The sequence below is a fragment of the Dinghuibacter sp. genome (assembly GCF_035492835.1).
Taxonomy (GTDB): domain Bacteria; phylum Bacteroidota; class Bacteroidia; order Chitinophagales; family Chitinophagaceae; genus Dinghuibacter.
In genome coordinates this window covers 1-15,033 of sequence record NZ_DATJIY010000122.1, presented here as the reverse complement: position 1 = coordinate 15,033, position 15,033 = coordinate 1, and the positions used below count along the sequence as shown (strand labels likewise).

Below are 15,033 nucleotides of genomic sequence, written 5' to 3'. Positions count from 1 at the left end.
AATCAATGTTGATTACCCTTGCCGTCGGACGTATACGCGCCGATGTCCGCGTTATAAGTCGTATTGCCCTTGCCAATGGCGGGGGAGCCCGGTTGCAGGTGGTAGTTGTTGCTCGTGGCAGCTCCGTTGGGGGTGGATAGCTTGCCGTCAAAGCTTACGAACATCGGATCGAATTGTCCAACCATCGTGGAGATGATGTCGGTCGGCTGCGGCTTGGCAATCCCGTCCGGGGGATAGAACTCGGAACGGATGTTAATCGTAACGGGAGTGAGTCCGCTGGCGGCGCCCGTCGTATCCAGGAAGGTGTCCGCGGAGGCGTAGAACAGGTTGTTCCCGTACTTCGTGTTGGTCGTGTCGGCCTGGTCCGTTACCAAAATGCCCTGGTAGTTGTCTTCGATGATGTTGTTGTAGAACAGGGCCATGGCGCCTACGTCGACGGAAATGGCCCGGCCCGGCTCGGCTTGACCCCTTCTCCAGCCGTTACACAGGATCGTGTTGTTGTAGGCGGTGATCTGGGTCTGCGGGATCGGTGTAGTCGAGCTGGACTCCAGCTTGATGGCGGTACCGGCCTGGCTGTAGATGACGTTGTAGGCGATCGTGCCGGTGACGCCGTTTTTAACGTCTATCGCCTCGCCGTCGGTACTGCCCGAGCAAAGGATGGTATTGCGCAAGATCGTGATCTTGCATCCCCCTTTCAGGTTGAATCCGTTGTCCTGTCCGTTGGTGAACCAGGAATCCTCGATGTCCAGTGTTCCGGGCGTCGTCATTTCGACCGTCTCGGTCGGACTACCGGTGGGATCGGGGCCACCCGTGTTGTCCACGTGCGTCCATTTAATGGTGACCGACGTGGCGCTGTCGCAGATGAGCCCGCCCCAGGAGCCCGGCAGCTTGGTGTCGGAGTTGATCTCGATCGTGCTGTCCTTGGACCCGATCAGGCTGAGCACGCCGTCGACGTTGATCAGGGAATTGTTCTTCACGGTAATTTGAGCGCCCGGTTGTGCCGACAGGGTATCGCCCTTGTTGACCTGGAGATTGCCGGTAATAGTGTAGCTGGCGCCAGCCACAAACACGCCTTTCACTACGCCGGAGACGTTGCCTGGAGCAATGGCGTTCGGGGGAGGGGTGTTTCCGGTACCAACGGATGTTTTTTCGTTGTTCTTGGAACACGCGCCAAGGGCAACGGCGACACCCAGTAACAGGGGATAAAACTTGCCTTTTGTCATACTCTTGTTTTTTAGTGATTTGGTTGGTTGCTTATTAATGTTCATATCGCAGGCCGAAGCTGAAGGACAGGCCCGTGACCTCTTTGGACAGGTCCATGTCGCTGTGTCCCTTGATCTGCGACCTGACCGACGAATTCGTCAGGTTGTTCCACTTGGTGAACAGGGTGAGGTGCCGGTTGCGCAGCTGCTGCTCGGCCGACAGGGCCAGGTTCGCCGTGGGCCGCTGATAATAGTCCCATCCCACGATGTTGTACACGTTGGAAAGCGAGCTGCCGAGGTATTGGAAGGCCAGTTGCACGAAGGTGCCCCTTTTGGGATTGCGGTACATCGCCGAAAGGTTGACCGTGTGGTCGGTCATCCCCTGCAGGGGCCGGGGCACCAGGGAGTCCGGTTGTTGATACGGGGGGTTAAGGTGGTAGTATTGCTTGGAAGTCACGGTCCTGGAGTTCAGGTAGGTATAATTTCCCGTCAGGCCGAATTTTCCGAAATACTTGGTATAGGACAATTCCGCCCCGTACACGTGCGCTTCGGGTACGTTCGATATCCTATAGTTGACGCCGTCGCTGGACTGTTGTTCGATGGTGTTGATGAGGTGCTTGTAAAAAACGCCCGCCTGGAGCGCCTCCTCCTCTCTTGGGTAATACTCGAAGCGCAGGTCGTAGTTGTCGGCTACCGTATGCTTGAGGGTGTCATTGCCCTCAGTCGCGGTGCCGGCCGCGAAGTTCAATACCTGTGTGGGCACCAGGTCGTAGTAAGCGGGACGCGCAATGCTCTTGTAATAGGAAGCCCTGAGGTTGGTCTTGGGATTCAGCTTGAACTTGAGGTCCAGGCTGGGGAGCGGGTCTGTGTAGGTTTTGTGTACCTCGTTGATGGAGCCGACGTGAAAGTTGTTGATGGTGAAGCCCTGCTGGGTATTTTCCACCCGGACTCCCCCGAGCACGTCCAGCCAGGGGAAGGAAAACTTGAATTCCCCATAGCCCGCGGCTATGTCCTCATACGCCCGATAGTTGTTCACGTCGTAGTCATAGCTGCCCTTGGGATCGAAGACGGTCCACCGGGCGCTTTGGACGTCGATGAACACTTGCTTGATCCCCATGGCGTCAGTATCGGGTTTGAGCGTATAGGAATTCTGCAGGTTGTAGCGGACCTTGGCGCGGTAAAGGCCGCCGCCTTTGAGCTCAAGGATACCCCTCCCCGGGAGGCTGGTCTTGTAGGAAAGGTTGGCCATGACGTCGAAGTCCTGGTCCCGGTTGTGTTGCCAGACGCGGCTGATGGCATCGAAATAGTTGGGGGTCTTTTGGAAACCGTAGGTGCCGTTATACCCGTAGGTTCCGTTGGCGCTGTGCACGGAGTCGATCAGGTCGTTGACCTGGAGGTCGGCCATGTCCGGGGCCCGCGCAAAAGCCAGGGAATATACGCCCGTCCAGTCCAGCATGAAGTGTTGGGACAGCACGTGCTTGCCCGACAGCTTGAGGTTCTCCATGTAGGTCCGCTGGGTAGCCGACGTCCAGTCCGTAGTCACCGGGCCGGTGCCGGGGACCGTCCGCCCACCGTTACCGCCGACAATCGCGGTGTCCACCTCGGTCCGCGCCTGGCCCAGGAAGCTGTACAGCGCCATGTTGTTCAGCGTGATCTTATTACGCGGATTGATATTATAATCCAGGTGCGCCGTGATGCCTTCGTTCAGCTGCTGGGTAGAGTACCAGCGGTTGGCAAAATCCGTGATTTGTGGCGCCCCGTTGGCGTTATAGGCCGGGCCCACCTGGGCAAAGTTGTTGTAGTTGCCGTAATACTGGTTCTGGAAGCTTTCCACGACGAGCAGCCCCAGCTTGTTGTGCATGTAGCGGTTCCCGTAAGCGATCGTCGCCGTGCCCGTAGGCGGCGGTGTGATGGGGTGGAACTCCAGGTTGGTCCGGCTAAAGTCCCCCGGTTGGGCCACATAACTGTCGCCATACCGCTCGGTCGGGCTTTTTTGCTGGATGTCCTTGCGGGAAAAATAGTCGAACGGTTGGTTGAACACGATCGTGCTGTACCCCAGGGAGCCCAGCACCTTAAAGGTTTCCTTCTGGGGCGCGTCCTTCATCACCAGGTTCACCGTACCGCCGATCGCGTCCCCTTCCATTTCCGGGAGGAGTGTCTTGTGTACCTCGATGGACCCCAGCAGGTCCGACGGAACGAGGCTCATGGATATCGTCCGGGACTTGTCGTCCGGGCTGGCAATCTTGATACCGTCGATCAGCGTATTGTTATATTGGGGCTGCATACCCCGGACGTCCGCATAGGCTTCATCCCCCCCGCCGTTCCGCAGGACGGTCACGCCGCTCACGCGCTGCAGTACGTTGGCCGCGTTGATGTCGGGGGAACGTTCCATAGCCCTGGCGGACACGACATTTACAATATTATCGGAGCGCTTTTCACGGTTGCGGGCCCCGGCGTCCTCTTCCTGGCTGAGCTTACCGTACACACTGACCTCTTGCAGTTCCGTCGTCCGGGGCTCGAGCTCCGCGTTTACTTTTTCGGTCTCTCCTTCCTTGAGCTTTATGTGCCGGTTGGCAGTGCCGTAACCGACGGACTCCAACACTACTATATATTCACCTGGGGGGACGTTCTGGAAACTGAACCGGCCTTCGCTATCGGTTACCGCCCTGAAAGAAGTATGCTCGAGCGTCACCAGCGCGCCTATGAGCGGTTCGCCGTCCTTACCCGTAACCTTTCCTTTTATGCCTCCGTTTTGCGCATAGATCCACTGACAAAAAAAAGTAAAGCATAGTAGGAAGGCAGTCTTCATGTCGTTTGGTTTGCCGCTAAAGTATAGTCATGAAAAACTTCATACCGCTTTGCTTTTCGATTTAAAGATTTTGTCACGATTTCATCGCCGACATTTTTTGATTCGGTAACGTTCAATTCATAAGAGAGTAGTAGCTTATATATAAATCCAGAATCTAATCAGCATATCTTCAAAATTCATTGATGTTTTCTTAATGTAAACCAGCACGGGTGTCCCGATAAGCTCGAGTAAGTTTACACCCATGCTATCGTTACGACCCTGTATCCTGTGCGCGCTCCTGCTGACGTGCAGTGCTGCCTTCGGGCAAAAGGAAGACGAAGGCGGTAAGCCTTCGGGTATCCGTCCCCGCTTGTTACGCGGCCCATACCTGCAAACTGCTACGCCGACCGGTATCCTGATCCGGTGGAGGACCGATGCGTCGGCGCGCAGCCGCGTCCGGTTCGGGACCGATCCCGACAGGCTCGACGGCATGGCCGATGATTCCGCGTTGGTGACCGAACACGAGGTGGCGCTCCGGGGGCTTCAGCCTTTAACCCGGTACTATTATACCATCGGTGAATTCAAGGACACGCTGGAAACCGGCCCGGGAAGCAGTTTTACCACACTACCGCTCACGGGCGCCGCGGGGGACTATCGCATCGGCATTTTCGGCGACTGCGGTAACAACTCGGTCAACCAGCGGAACGTCCGCGACCAGTTCCTGAAATACCTGGACACCGGCCGGCTCAACGCCTGGATCCTGGTGGGCGACAACGCGTATTCGGATGGGACCGACGCGGAGTTCCAAACCAACTTTTTCAACATTTACCGGGACAACCTCCTCAAGCTATATCCTTTGTTCCCGGCGCCGGGCAACCACGACTACCACGACATCGAATTTTCCGCGGCGGTGGCTCAGCGGACGCACAGCGTGGCCTATTACCAGAATTTCTCCGTGCCGGAAAACGGGGAGGCGGGGGGTGTCCCGTCACACACGAAGGCGTTCTATTCCTACGACGTTGGGAATATCCACTTCCTGTCCCTGGATTCGTACGGCAAGGAGGCCGATGATTATCGGTTATACGACACCACCGGCCCCCAGGTACAGTGGATCAAGCACGACCTCGAGGCCAATACCAACCGGACCTGGGTGATCGCCTACTGGCACCATCCACCCTATACGATGGGTTCGCACAGCTCGGATAAGGAAACGGAGCTGGTGAAGATCAGGGAAAACTTCATCCGCATCCTGGAACGATATGGCGTCGACCTGGTCGTTTGCGGTCACAGCCACGATTACGAACGGTCCCGGCTGATGAAGGGCTATTACGGTATGGAAGCCGACTTCGACAGCCTGAAGTACAACCTGAGCCAGTCTTCAGGATCGGACACCGAGCCGTATGTAAAACCTGTCGGCGGAGACGGCACCGTATACGTGGTAACGGGCTCGGCCGGGAAGCTGGGTGGAGAGCAACCCACTTTCCCGCACAACGCCATGTATTTCTCCGATGCGGTCCATGGAGGCGCTTCCCTGCTGCGGGTGCGTGGCAACCGGCTCGATTTTACGTGGATCTGCGCCGACGGCGTCGTCAGGGACCATTTCGTAATGATAAAAAAGACTTGAGCGGTTGAAGGCGACCCTGCTCGTTTTGGCCTTATCCCTGCTCGCCGGGACCTTCGCGGAGCAGAAGATGACGCGTCCGGCGGACGACGTATTGGGCTACGTGCGAGCCGCCTTTGGCGACTTTGCCCGGAGCGCCGACAGCCTCAATGAGGCCGTCCGGCATCCCGGGGATGGACGCGCCATGGAGCGGGCGCTGCTACAATGCCGGTTGCGCTATAAACGGATCGAGTTTTTCCTGGAGTATTTTTTCCGGAGCGCCGCCCTGATCTATAATCAGCCGGCAAAGTACGAGGTGGAGGAACCCTTCATGGAATACGAGGCGCCGCGAGGCTTGCAGTTGATCGAGGACATGCTGTATGCCCGGCAGGAGGATTCCACGAAAGGAATGTTGATCGAGCAGTCGCGCGCGGTGGCCGAGTCCGCCCGTGACCTCGGGTCATTGCTGTACGGGTTCCACCTGGAGGACGCGCCGTTGATGGAAAGCCTCCGGTTGGAATTGATACGGGTCATGACCTTGGGCATAACAGGGTATGACGCGCCGCTGTCGAAAAGCGGGGTTGAGGAATCGGAAGCCGCGATGGAGGCGATCGATCGTTGTTTGCAACCGTACCTCGCCCATGGCGGAGAGGCCGATAGTATCCGGTTCTACCTGGACCAGTCGCTGCGGATGCTCCGGGCCAGTCCGGGGTTTGACGGGTTTGACCGGCTCGCGTTCCTTGTCCGCGGCGCCTTGCCGCTGCAGCGGCATTTGGGAGAATGGATCGACCAAAACGGTTTGTTTTGCCAGACAGTGCCGACGCTCGACTACCGGTCGGCGGACCTCTTCTCGCCGGGCGCGATCGACCTGCGTGCCCTGCCGGGCGGAGCCGATGTGCATGCCCTGCCGGGAAATGGCCGTGTGGCGCTGGCCGAACGCGGCCGGGAGCTGTTTTCGGACCCGTCATTGTCCTCGGACGGCTCCAGGTCGTGCGCTACCTGTCACCGGCCGGGGACATATTTCACCGACGGCCGTGTCGTAAGCCCCGCCATGCCGGGGTTCCCTCCCCTCCGGCGCAACACCCCCACCTTGCTGTACGCCGCCTACCAGTATAGCCAGTTTTGGGATGGACGAGCCAGGAGCCTGGAGGACCAGGTAGCGGACGTGCTAACCAATCGCGCCGAGATGGGGATCGACACCAGCCGGAAAGACGTCCGGAAGGCGGCGGCGGCGCTGGCGGCGTATGTCCGTACACTTACACCGTTCAACAGCCGGTTCGACCGGTACATGACCGGAGACCGCCGTGCGCTTACGCCGGACGACGTCCGCGGTTTCAATCTCTTCATGGGTAAGGCGCGTTGCGCCACCTGCCATTTTGCACCGCTCTTTAACGGCCTCAGGCCACCCTTGTACGACGTAACGGAGTATGAGGTGCTGGGCACACCGGCGACGGCGGACCTCCTGCATCCCGTAGCCGATACAGACAAGGGGCGGTATGGCGTCTATCCCATCCCGTTCTATCGGGGGGCCTTCAAAACGCCCACCGTGCGGAATACGGCCGTCACCGCACCCTATATGCACAATGGCTCGCTGCCGGACATCAGCACGCTGGTGGCCTTCTACAACCGGGGCGGCGGAAAAGGGATCGGGCTGGCCGCCGCCGGCCAGACTTTGAGCGGCGACACTCTGCATCTTTCCGCAAAGGAAGTGAGGCAGCTTACAGCCTTCCTGAATGCCCTTACTGATCGCTCTCTGTAGGGACTCTGTGCATTCTGGAGAGACTTTGGATTATATATAAACTCATTGTTAGAATAAGGTTACCGAATTAATAACCTTTTCATAATACTTCTTTTCCCCCTTCGTTTCCCGAAATATTTGCAAAAAAAAATCCCAAGACAATATGCTATTGAGACGTATCGTCCTTTCCCTGTTTGTGGTCTCCTGCGTTGCGGCTGCACAGGCGCAAACCCTCAGGGGCAAGGTTTTCGACAGTAACACGGGCGAGCCGCTTACCGGGGCCACCGTCGTGCTCGAGCACACGCATTACACCACGACCGTTCAGCTGGACGGAGCGTTTGTCTTCCGTCACCTTCCTTCCGGAAAGTATATCATCGACGTAACGACGGTAGGCTATCAACACTCCAAACCGCAAGAGGTCGAGCTGACGGCAGACGTCACCGTGAACATCGGCATGACGCCATCCGCGATTACGTTGCAGGAAACCACGATTGTGGGTAGCGCCGGGGGCTCCGACCACGTCGCGCGCCGGCTGGAACAGCGCTCCGACATGGTGCAGAACATCCTGTCCGCCCGGACGATCGAGCTCAGCCCGGACATCACTGTCGCCAATGCCATCCAGCGCGTGAGCGGCGTGACCATCCAGCGCGACAATACCGGCGACGGCCGTTATGCGATCATCCGCGGGATGGACCAGCGCTACAACAACACCCTGGTGAATGGGATCAAGATCCCCAGCCCGGACGACAAGTACCGCTTCGTGCCGATGAACATCTTCCCGTCCGAAATGCTCGAACGCCTGGAAGTGATCAAGGCGCTCACACCAAGCATGGAGGGCGACGCCATCGGGGGCACCATGAACCTGGTGATGAAAAACGCCCCCGACCACTTTTTGCTGACCGCGAATGCATCGGGGGGGTACTCCACGCTTTTTTCCAGCCGTCCCTTTACCGCTTTCAATCATTCGGGCATCCCGAAAAAATCGCCGGCTGAAATCCATGGCAACGACTACCCCGCACCGGCCACGGACTTTACCAACAGCAATCTGCTATACAGCCAAAAGAGCAATCCGATCAATGAGCTGGTCGGATTGACCATCGGGGACCGGTTTGCCGGCGGAAAATTGGGTATCATCCTTTCCGCGAGCTATCAGAATATCTACAAAGGCTCGATTTCCGAGCGCCTTGTACCGGACGCGCAGCCGCTGACGGCTCCCGTCCCCAATACGCTGAATCCTTCCGATTCCTATGTCCGCCAGTTCAACACCCAAACCAACCGCCTGGGTCTGCAGAACAAGATCGATTACTTCTTCAATAGCCGGAACAAGATTTCGCTGTTCAACATGTACCTGCACCAGAACGAATACGAGACACGGTTTACACCGGACAGCTCTACGGCAGGTCTGAACTCTACGCCCACCCAGACGCTTGTCAGCCCCGAATACCGGAGCCGCTGGCAAATCCAGGACATTTACAACGGAACGCTCCATGGTGAACACCAGCTTTCCAACCGGGTTAAATTCGATTGGAATGGCGTATACTCCTTCGCCAAACAGAATATCCCGGACATGTCGACCATAACCTGGACCGAGCTCGTGAACTATGACGCCTCCGGTGACGGAAAAATCACCAACATCAGCAATACCGTTCCAAAGGGCACTTCCAATGCAATAACCCACCGCTGGCAGCACAATACCGACCAGGACCTGGCGGGTTATGCCAACCTCGGGTATACCCCCACCCTGTTCAACCGTCTCGTGGAGTTCCAGGCAGGCGGCCTTTACCGGTACAAGACCCGGAACAACTACAACAACGAGTACGCCCTACAGGCCCTGAATGGCGGAGCGCCCTTTACCAACGTCAACGACGTGCAGCCGTACTTCCAGGCCACCGGTGATAACCAGGGAAGCACGACGGCCAACAACGCCATGACGTATACGGCCCATGAAAAGGTCGGGTCAGGGTACCTCCAGGCGCGTTTCATGCTCGTCCAAAACCTCCAGGTGTTGGGCGGCGTCCGGGTGGAAAACACCGTGGACGACTACAATACCGTACTGCCCGAGACGTCGACGATCGGTAAAAGCGGTACGATCTCCTATACAGACGTCCTGCCCAGCGTACACTTCAAATATTCGGTCGCTAAAAACCAAAACATCCGCCTGTCGTACTTCAAGTCGATCAGCCGGCCTGGTTTCGGAGACCTGGTTCCCATCACCGATAACTCCAATGACGAGTTCACTTTCCTGGGCAACCCGCTCCTGCTGCACGTACGCGCCGACAACCTCGACGCCCGGTACGAGCTGTTCCCCGGGATCGCCGACCAGTTCCTGGTAGGGGCTTTCTACAAAAAGATCGAAAACCCGATCGAATATTACGTTACCAATGTCAATGGCCCCTCTTCCCTCTACATCAAGCCCCAGAACTCCGGCGAAGCCACCAACTATGGTTTGGAAGCGGTCTTCACCAAGTTCTTCGGGATGTTCGGGGTTTCAGCGAACTATACCTATACGCACTCGAGCGTGACGACGCCCAAGCGCTTGTATACCCTTTCCAATGGAAGCATTCAGACATTCAACGTCAACCAGACCCGTCCCCTCCAGGGCCAGGCCAACAACGTGGGTAACATATCGCTGCTCTTCAAGAGCCAGAAGATCGGCCTGGACGTACAGCTCGCGCTGGCCTACACCGGGGACCGGATCGCCCAGGTGTCGCCCTACGCCAACCTGGATATCTGGGACAAACCCTTCACCCAGCTCGACCTGTCGCTGGAACAACGGCTGGCCAAACACTTCACGTTCTTCGGCAAGGTGAACAACCTGACCAACGCGCCTAACAAGGAGTACATAAAGTTCCCGTATAAAACCGTCAACTCGAACCTGCCCGGCGGCTACCAGGTGCCCTTCCAGGATGCAGGTAGCAACTATACCGTTGCGCAGAAGGACATTTATAAGCTCAGTTTCCAGGGTGGAATCCGTTACAAATTCTAAAAAATCTTACATGAAACGATATTTGGCTTTTTTTGTGGTTTGCACTTTTCTGGGTTGCACCAAATGGGCCCAGGACAAACAAAATATCTACTACTATAAAGCGCCCCCTCCCCCGGGCGGCGCTATCAGCGATTCGACGCCGCTGTGCGGCTCTGTCAAGGGCGTGATGCTTACCGGCAAGACCTATACGCTTGGATGCACCATCAACGTGCCCTCCGGCGATACGTTAATCCTGGAACCAGGGGTAACCATCCACGCCGACGTCAATTCGGGCATCATCGTGCACGGTACACTAATCAGCCTCGGCACCAAGGACCAACCCAATTTCATGACCGTGGCGGGCGTGACCAAGAACAACACCCAGGGGCTGCCGCTCGGCCAGGACTCCGCACACATCGGCCTGTGGAAGGGCATCATGTGCGACACCTCCTGCAAGGCGCTGATCCTGAAATGGACGCACATCGACTTCGCGGGCGCCTCCTACGGCAACGTGGACGGACCGTCCGTCGAGCAAAGCGCCGGTACGTCGTTCAACATCCTTTTCCAGAACCCCAACGGCTACTTCATCATGGAAGACAGCTGGGTATATGGCGGTACGGACGACTGTATCCGTATCTCCAACGGCAAGATCCACGTCTTCCGCAACACCTTCGAAAAGTGCGGCGGCAGCGGCGGCGACTGTGTGAACTCCAAGGGTGGTACGCAAGGCACCGTTGCTTATAACCTGTTCATCGGAACCGCTTACAACGGCCAAAAGGCCTCCAATAAGGGCCAGCCCGTGGGTGCCGTACAGACCAACATCGTGATGTACAACAGCACGTTCGTTAACGGCGGCGTACAAATCGTGGCAGGTCAGCGTGCCGGCGGCATCGACTTCGAGCAGGGCGCTAAGGGCGCATTTTTCAACAATGCGTTCATCAACTGCCGGGTGGGCTACCGCGTGGTGAACAACCCGGTTGCCGACACCGCGAACCTGACCTACGGGAACAACTACCAATGGGCGGATTCCCTGGTCATCGCGAACCAGTTCTTTACGTTCGGGGGCGTTTGCACCAAACCCATGCCCACCGATATCCCCAATCCGTCTTTGTACCTGCCCTCGAATTTTTACTACCCTGATCCTCCCGCGAATTCCTACGACGGTACGCCGGTAGTACAGTACGAGAATCCCAGGTTCTTGAACTATTCGCTGCCCCAATCGGGGCCCCTGTTCTCGATCACCGCGGTGGGGAGCTACGACTTCCACCTGACACCCGGCTCTCCGCTGATCGGCAAGGGTAATACTTCGGTCACGCCGCTGGTTGTCGTACCCATCGATCCGACCTATGGGGCGACCGAGGTTACGCCTCCCGGTGCGGACCTTGGGTGCTACCAGATCAATGGATCGGGGAATCAGCACTAGAATAACTTCATGTTTGCCGGCCGCCGCGGTTTTCGGACTGCGGCGGCTTCTTGTTGTCCGGAAACGAACGGTCGGCGCGCCAGCATTTTTTGCGGCGCCCTGATTGTGAAAGGCTTACGAATTTGGCACTTCCTTAGTTACCTTAGGTGCATGATATATACCTATATCAAAATCGCCTATAGGAGCCTGATGAAGAACAGGCTGGTTTCCTTCATCAATGTTTTTGGGCTCGGGTTGGCCATGTCCGTGGGGATGATCGTCCTGGTCACGTACCAGGATGAAATCGGGTACGATCAATTCCACCCGCACCCGGACCGGACCTACCGGATTATCAGCACCTATCAGAAAAACGACGGGAGCCGCTGGTCCATGGCCAGCACGCCGCTTCCGCTACGCGCCGCGCTGGACGGGGGCTCCGGTGACATCGAGCAAACGGTGAGCCTGTACCCGGCGCTGTCGGGGACGGCACGGATCGGCGGGCGCGAGCTCAACCTGAACGGCGCTTTTACGGAGCCGTCTTTCTTCAGGGTCTTTGGCTTCACGCTGGCGGAAGGGGATACCTCCACCGCGTTCCGGCAGCCAAACGACATCGTGCTGAGCGGCGAGGCCGCCAGGCGTTTTTTTGGCCCGGCGCCGGCGTTGGGAAAGGTGCTCGACCTCGGTAACAAGGGAAGCTTTATCGTGACCGGGGTGTTGAACGAGCCCCCGGGTAAATCGCATATATCTTTTGACGCCTATGCGCCCTTTACGGCCGTTCCGGGTCTGGTGCAGTCCAAGGTGCTACCCGAAAAGTCGAATGACTGGGGCGATTGCATGATAACCTATACCTACGTGACCCTGAAGACCGGTACGGGTACGCGCAACCTGTCGGACCGCCTGGCAGCCATGGCTGTGGCGATCAACAAAACCGACAAGCAAGGGCGTCTGGGTTTCAAGCTGCAGAGCCTGACCCGCATCCGCCCCGCGGACGACAAAATCTACAACGACATCGGTGGCGGTACGACGTGGAACAAACTGTGGGTGGAAATAGACGTCGCCCTGTTGATCCTCCTGGCGGCCGCCTTCAATTATACCAACCTGACGGTGGCCCGCGCGCTGACCCGGGCCAAGGAGGTGGGCATCCGAAAGATAACCGGCGCCAAACGGCGCCAGGTATTCGTCCAGTACATCGTCGAAGCCTGCGTGCTGGCGTTTTGCGCCCTGGGCTTCGCCTGGGTGCTCCTGGAGCTGATCGTCCGCTGGGCGCCCTTTAACGATGGATACGAAATGGTCCCGTCCAATTTCGACTATCCGCTGCCCTTTGTCCTGGACAGCTTTGCGTTCGCGCTTTTCACCGGGCTCCTGGCCGGGGTGGCGCCCGCCTGGATACTGTCCTCGTTCAAGCCGCTCAGGGTATTAAAAAACCTCTCCACCGCGAAGGTATTTGGGAGCGTCGGGCTTCAAAAAGCGCTCACGGTCTTTCAATACACGCTTTCACTGGTGATCGTGATCTTCCTGTTCACCTTTTACAGGCAGTTTTCGTTCCTGGCGGCGCAAGACCAGGGTTTCAACCGGGAGAATACGATGGTGGTGCCGCTCAACGGAGCGGACGCCCATGTCGCGGCGGCGGCCGTCGCCGGTATAAGCGGCGTGGGATCTGTGGCGGCGATGTCCAATGCCTTTACGTCGCACTTTTCCGGTATTTCGGGTGCGGCGTGGGTGGACCAGGCCCAAAAGAATGCGGTGTCGCTGGACTATTATTTCACCGACCCCGCTTTCGTACCCTCGATGAAAATCCGGTTATTGACCGGCCGGAATTTCGGACCCCGGGCCGACTCGCTGCCCGAGCACGACGTTCTCCTCAATGAGACAGCGGTCCGCCAGCTGGGTTTCACATCGGATGAGGAGGCGCTGGGCCGCTGGCTGTGGGTGAGCGATTCGATAAAACTGAATATCATCGGGGTGGTGGCGGACTTCCACTTCGAGATCGCGGGGAAGCCGATGACGGCGTTGGCCCTGCGGTACAACCCCAAGTATTTCAGCTACCTCTATGTCGGGGCGGAGCCCGGCGATAAGACCGCGTTGTCGGATCGTCTGCGACAGCAGTGGCTACGCCTGTTCCCGGCCACGCCATTTACCTACTCTTGGCTGGACGAGGACATCGAACGAAGGGACTCTCAAAGCGCCACCATCTCCCTCCTCGGCTACCTGGCGTTCATGACCGTGACCATTGCCACGCTGGGACTGCTGGGGCTCGTCACCTACAACGTCGAAACCAGGAGGAAAGAGATCGGCGTCAGAAAGGTCATCGGCGCCACGAACGGCCAGCTGGTCCGGCTCCTGTCCGTCCGGTACGTCAAGCTGCTGGTGATCGCCGGTTGTATCGGTGTTCCCATCGGCTTTATCCTGGGTTCCTTGTTCCAGCAAAACTTCCCGGTACGTCCCGGCGGTGGCGGCTCGGCCGCAATGGGTTGTTTTGTCCTGCTGCTGGGTATCGGCCTGGTCACCATCATATCCCAGACCTTTCGCGCGGCGCGTGAGAACCCGGCGAACTCACTAAAAACAGAGTAGGCTAAAAACCAGGATTTCTCCAGAATCGGAACCTAGTTTTGGGTTCTTATGCGTTTCGTCTTTGTCGTCCTGTTATTTGTCGCCTCGGGGGTTTGCGCCCAGGACAACTACGAAATTCAGGTCTATGCGTCGCCCACCGTCGGCAGGGATACCACGATGGTGGAGCTGCACAGCAACTACAGTTTTATCGGCAATACGGCCTCGGACGGGGTGGTATCGACCAATCACATGGACCGGGAGACCATCGAGATCACCCATGGCTTCACCCCGTGGATGGAGCTGGGTTTTTATATTTTCAACGACATCGCAGACATGGGAAGAACCAATTATGTCGGGAGCCACATCCGTCCGCGGGTGATGGCTCCCGCCAGTTGGAACTGGCCGGTCGGCGTAAGCATTTCCTTCGAAGGGGGTTTTGTCAAAGAAGGGTACGACCCCGACGTGTGGACATTGGAGATACGACCGATCGTGGACAAACAGATCGGGCCGGTCTATCTGGCCGTCAACCCCACCTTCGACATTACCTGGAAGGGCGCCGACGCCGGGCGGGGTGTCGTTTTCGCCCCGGACTTTAAATTCAGCTATCAGATCGGGAAGGTCTGGGCGCCGGGTATAGAATATTACGGGTCGCTCGGACCGGTCACGCGCTTCGATCCGGTTCCCGACCAGCAACATCAATTGTTCTTCGCGGTCGACGCGGATTTCGATCCCCGGTGGGAATTCAACGCGGGGTATGGGTTCGGGCTGACGCCCTCGATCGACCGGAG

8 protein-coding genes are annotated in these 15,033 nt (G+C 57.7%); 6 read left to right on the top strand and 2 right to left on the bottom strand.

Annotation, left to right across the window (positions count from 1 at the left end; all coding sequences use genetic code 11):
• Positions 1-2: 2 nt before the first annotated feature.
• Both VL547_RS11225 and VL547_RS11220 read right to left on the bottom strand, forming a co-directional pair.
• Positions 3-1,223 carry a right-handed parallel beta-helix repeat-containing protein gene (locus VL547_RS11225; protein WP_325577763.1) on the bottom strand — a complete coding sequence of 407 codons (1,221 nt, stop codon included), beginning with the start codon at positions 1,221-1,223 and terminating at the stop codon, positions 3-5.
• Between the two features lie 34 nt (positions 1,224-1,257).
• A complete protein-coding gene (locus VL547_RS11220) occupies positions 1,258-4,011 on the bottom strand; it encodes a TonB-dependent receptor (RefSeq protein ID WP_325577762.1) in 2,754 nt (917 codons plus the stop codon).
• 241 nt (positions 4,012-4,252) lie between these two features.
• Between VL547_RS11220 and VL547_RS11215 the strand changes: the two genes are divergently transcribed.
• From VL547_RS11215 to VL547_RS11190, 6 genes are all read left to right on the top strand, one after another.
• Positions 4,253-5,614 carry a metallophosphoesterase family protein gene (locus VL547_RS11215; protein ID WP_325577761.1) on the top strand — a complete coding sequence of 454 codons (1,362 nt, stop codon included), beginning with the start codon at positions 4,253-4,255 and terminating at the stop codon, positions 5,612-5,614.
• 4 nt (positions 5,615-5,618) lie between these two features.
• Positions 5,619-7,349, top strand: a complete 1,731-nt coding sequence (locus VL547_RS11210; protein ID WP_325577760.1) for a cytochrome-c peroxidase — start codon at positions 5,619-5,621, stop codon at positions 7,347-7,349.
• Between the two features lie 142 nt (positions 7,350-7,491).
• Complete coding sequence (locus VL547_RS11205; protein WP_325577759.1) at positions 7,492-10,314, top strand: TonB-dependent receptor; 2,823 nt, start codon at positions 7,492-7,494, stop codon at positions 10,312-10,314.
• Positions 10,315-10,324: 10 nt separating this feature from the next.
• Entirely contained in the window at positions 10,325-11,716 is a 1,392-nt protein-coding gene (locus VL547_RS11200; protein ID WP_325577758.1) for a hypothetical protein, read from the top strand.
• Positions 11,717-11,866: 150 nt separating this feature from the next.
• A complete protein-coding gene (locus VL547_RS11195) occupies positions 11,867-14,266 on the top strand; it encodes an ABC transporter permease (RefSeq protein WP_325577757.1) in 2,400 nt (799 codons plus the stop codon).
• A 48-nt stretch (positions 14,267-14,314) separates the two neighbouring features.
• Positions 14,315-15,033 (top strand): hypothetical protein (locus VL547_RS11190; RefSeq protein ID WP_325577756.1); only part of this gene is annotated, 719 nt, incomplete at its 3' end.

Coding starts and splice junctions, on each gene's coding strand:
- VL547_RS11225 (WP_325577763.1), bottom strand. CDS start 1,223: ATGACAAAAGGCAAGTTTTATCCCCTGTTACTGGGTGTCGCCGTTGCC.
- VL547_RS11220 (WP_325577762.1), bottom strand. CDS start 4,011: ATGAAGACTGCCTTCCTACTATGCTTTACTTTTTTTTGTCAGTGGATC.
- VL547_RS11215 (WP_325577761.1), top strand. CDS start 4,253: ATGCTATCGTTACGACCCTGTATCCTGTGCGCGCTCCTGCTGACGTGC.
- VL547_RS11205 (WP_325577759.1), top strand. CDS start 7,492: ATGCTATTGAGACGTATCGTCCTTTCCCTGTTTGTGGTCTCCTGCGTT.
- VL547_RS11200 (WP_325577758.1), top strand. CDS start 10,325: ATGAAACGATATTTGGCTTTTTTTGTGGTTTGCACTTTTCTGGGTTGC.
- VL547_RS11195 (WP_325577757.1), top strand. CDS start 11,867: ATGATATATACCTATATCAAAATCGCCTATAGGAGCCTGATGAAGAAC.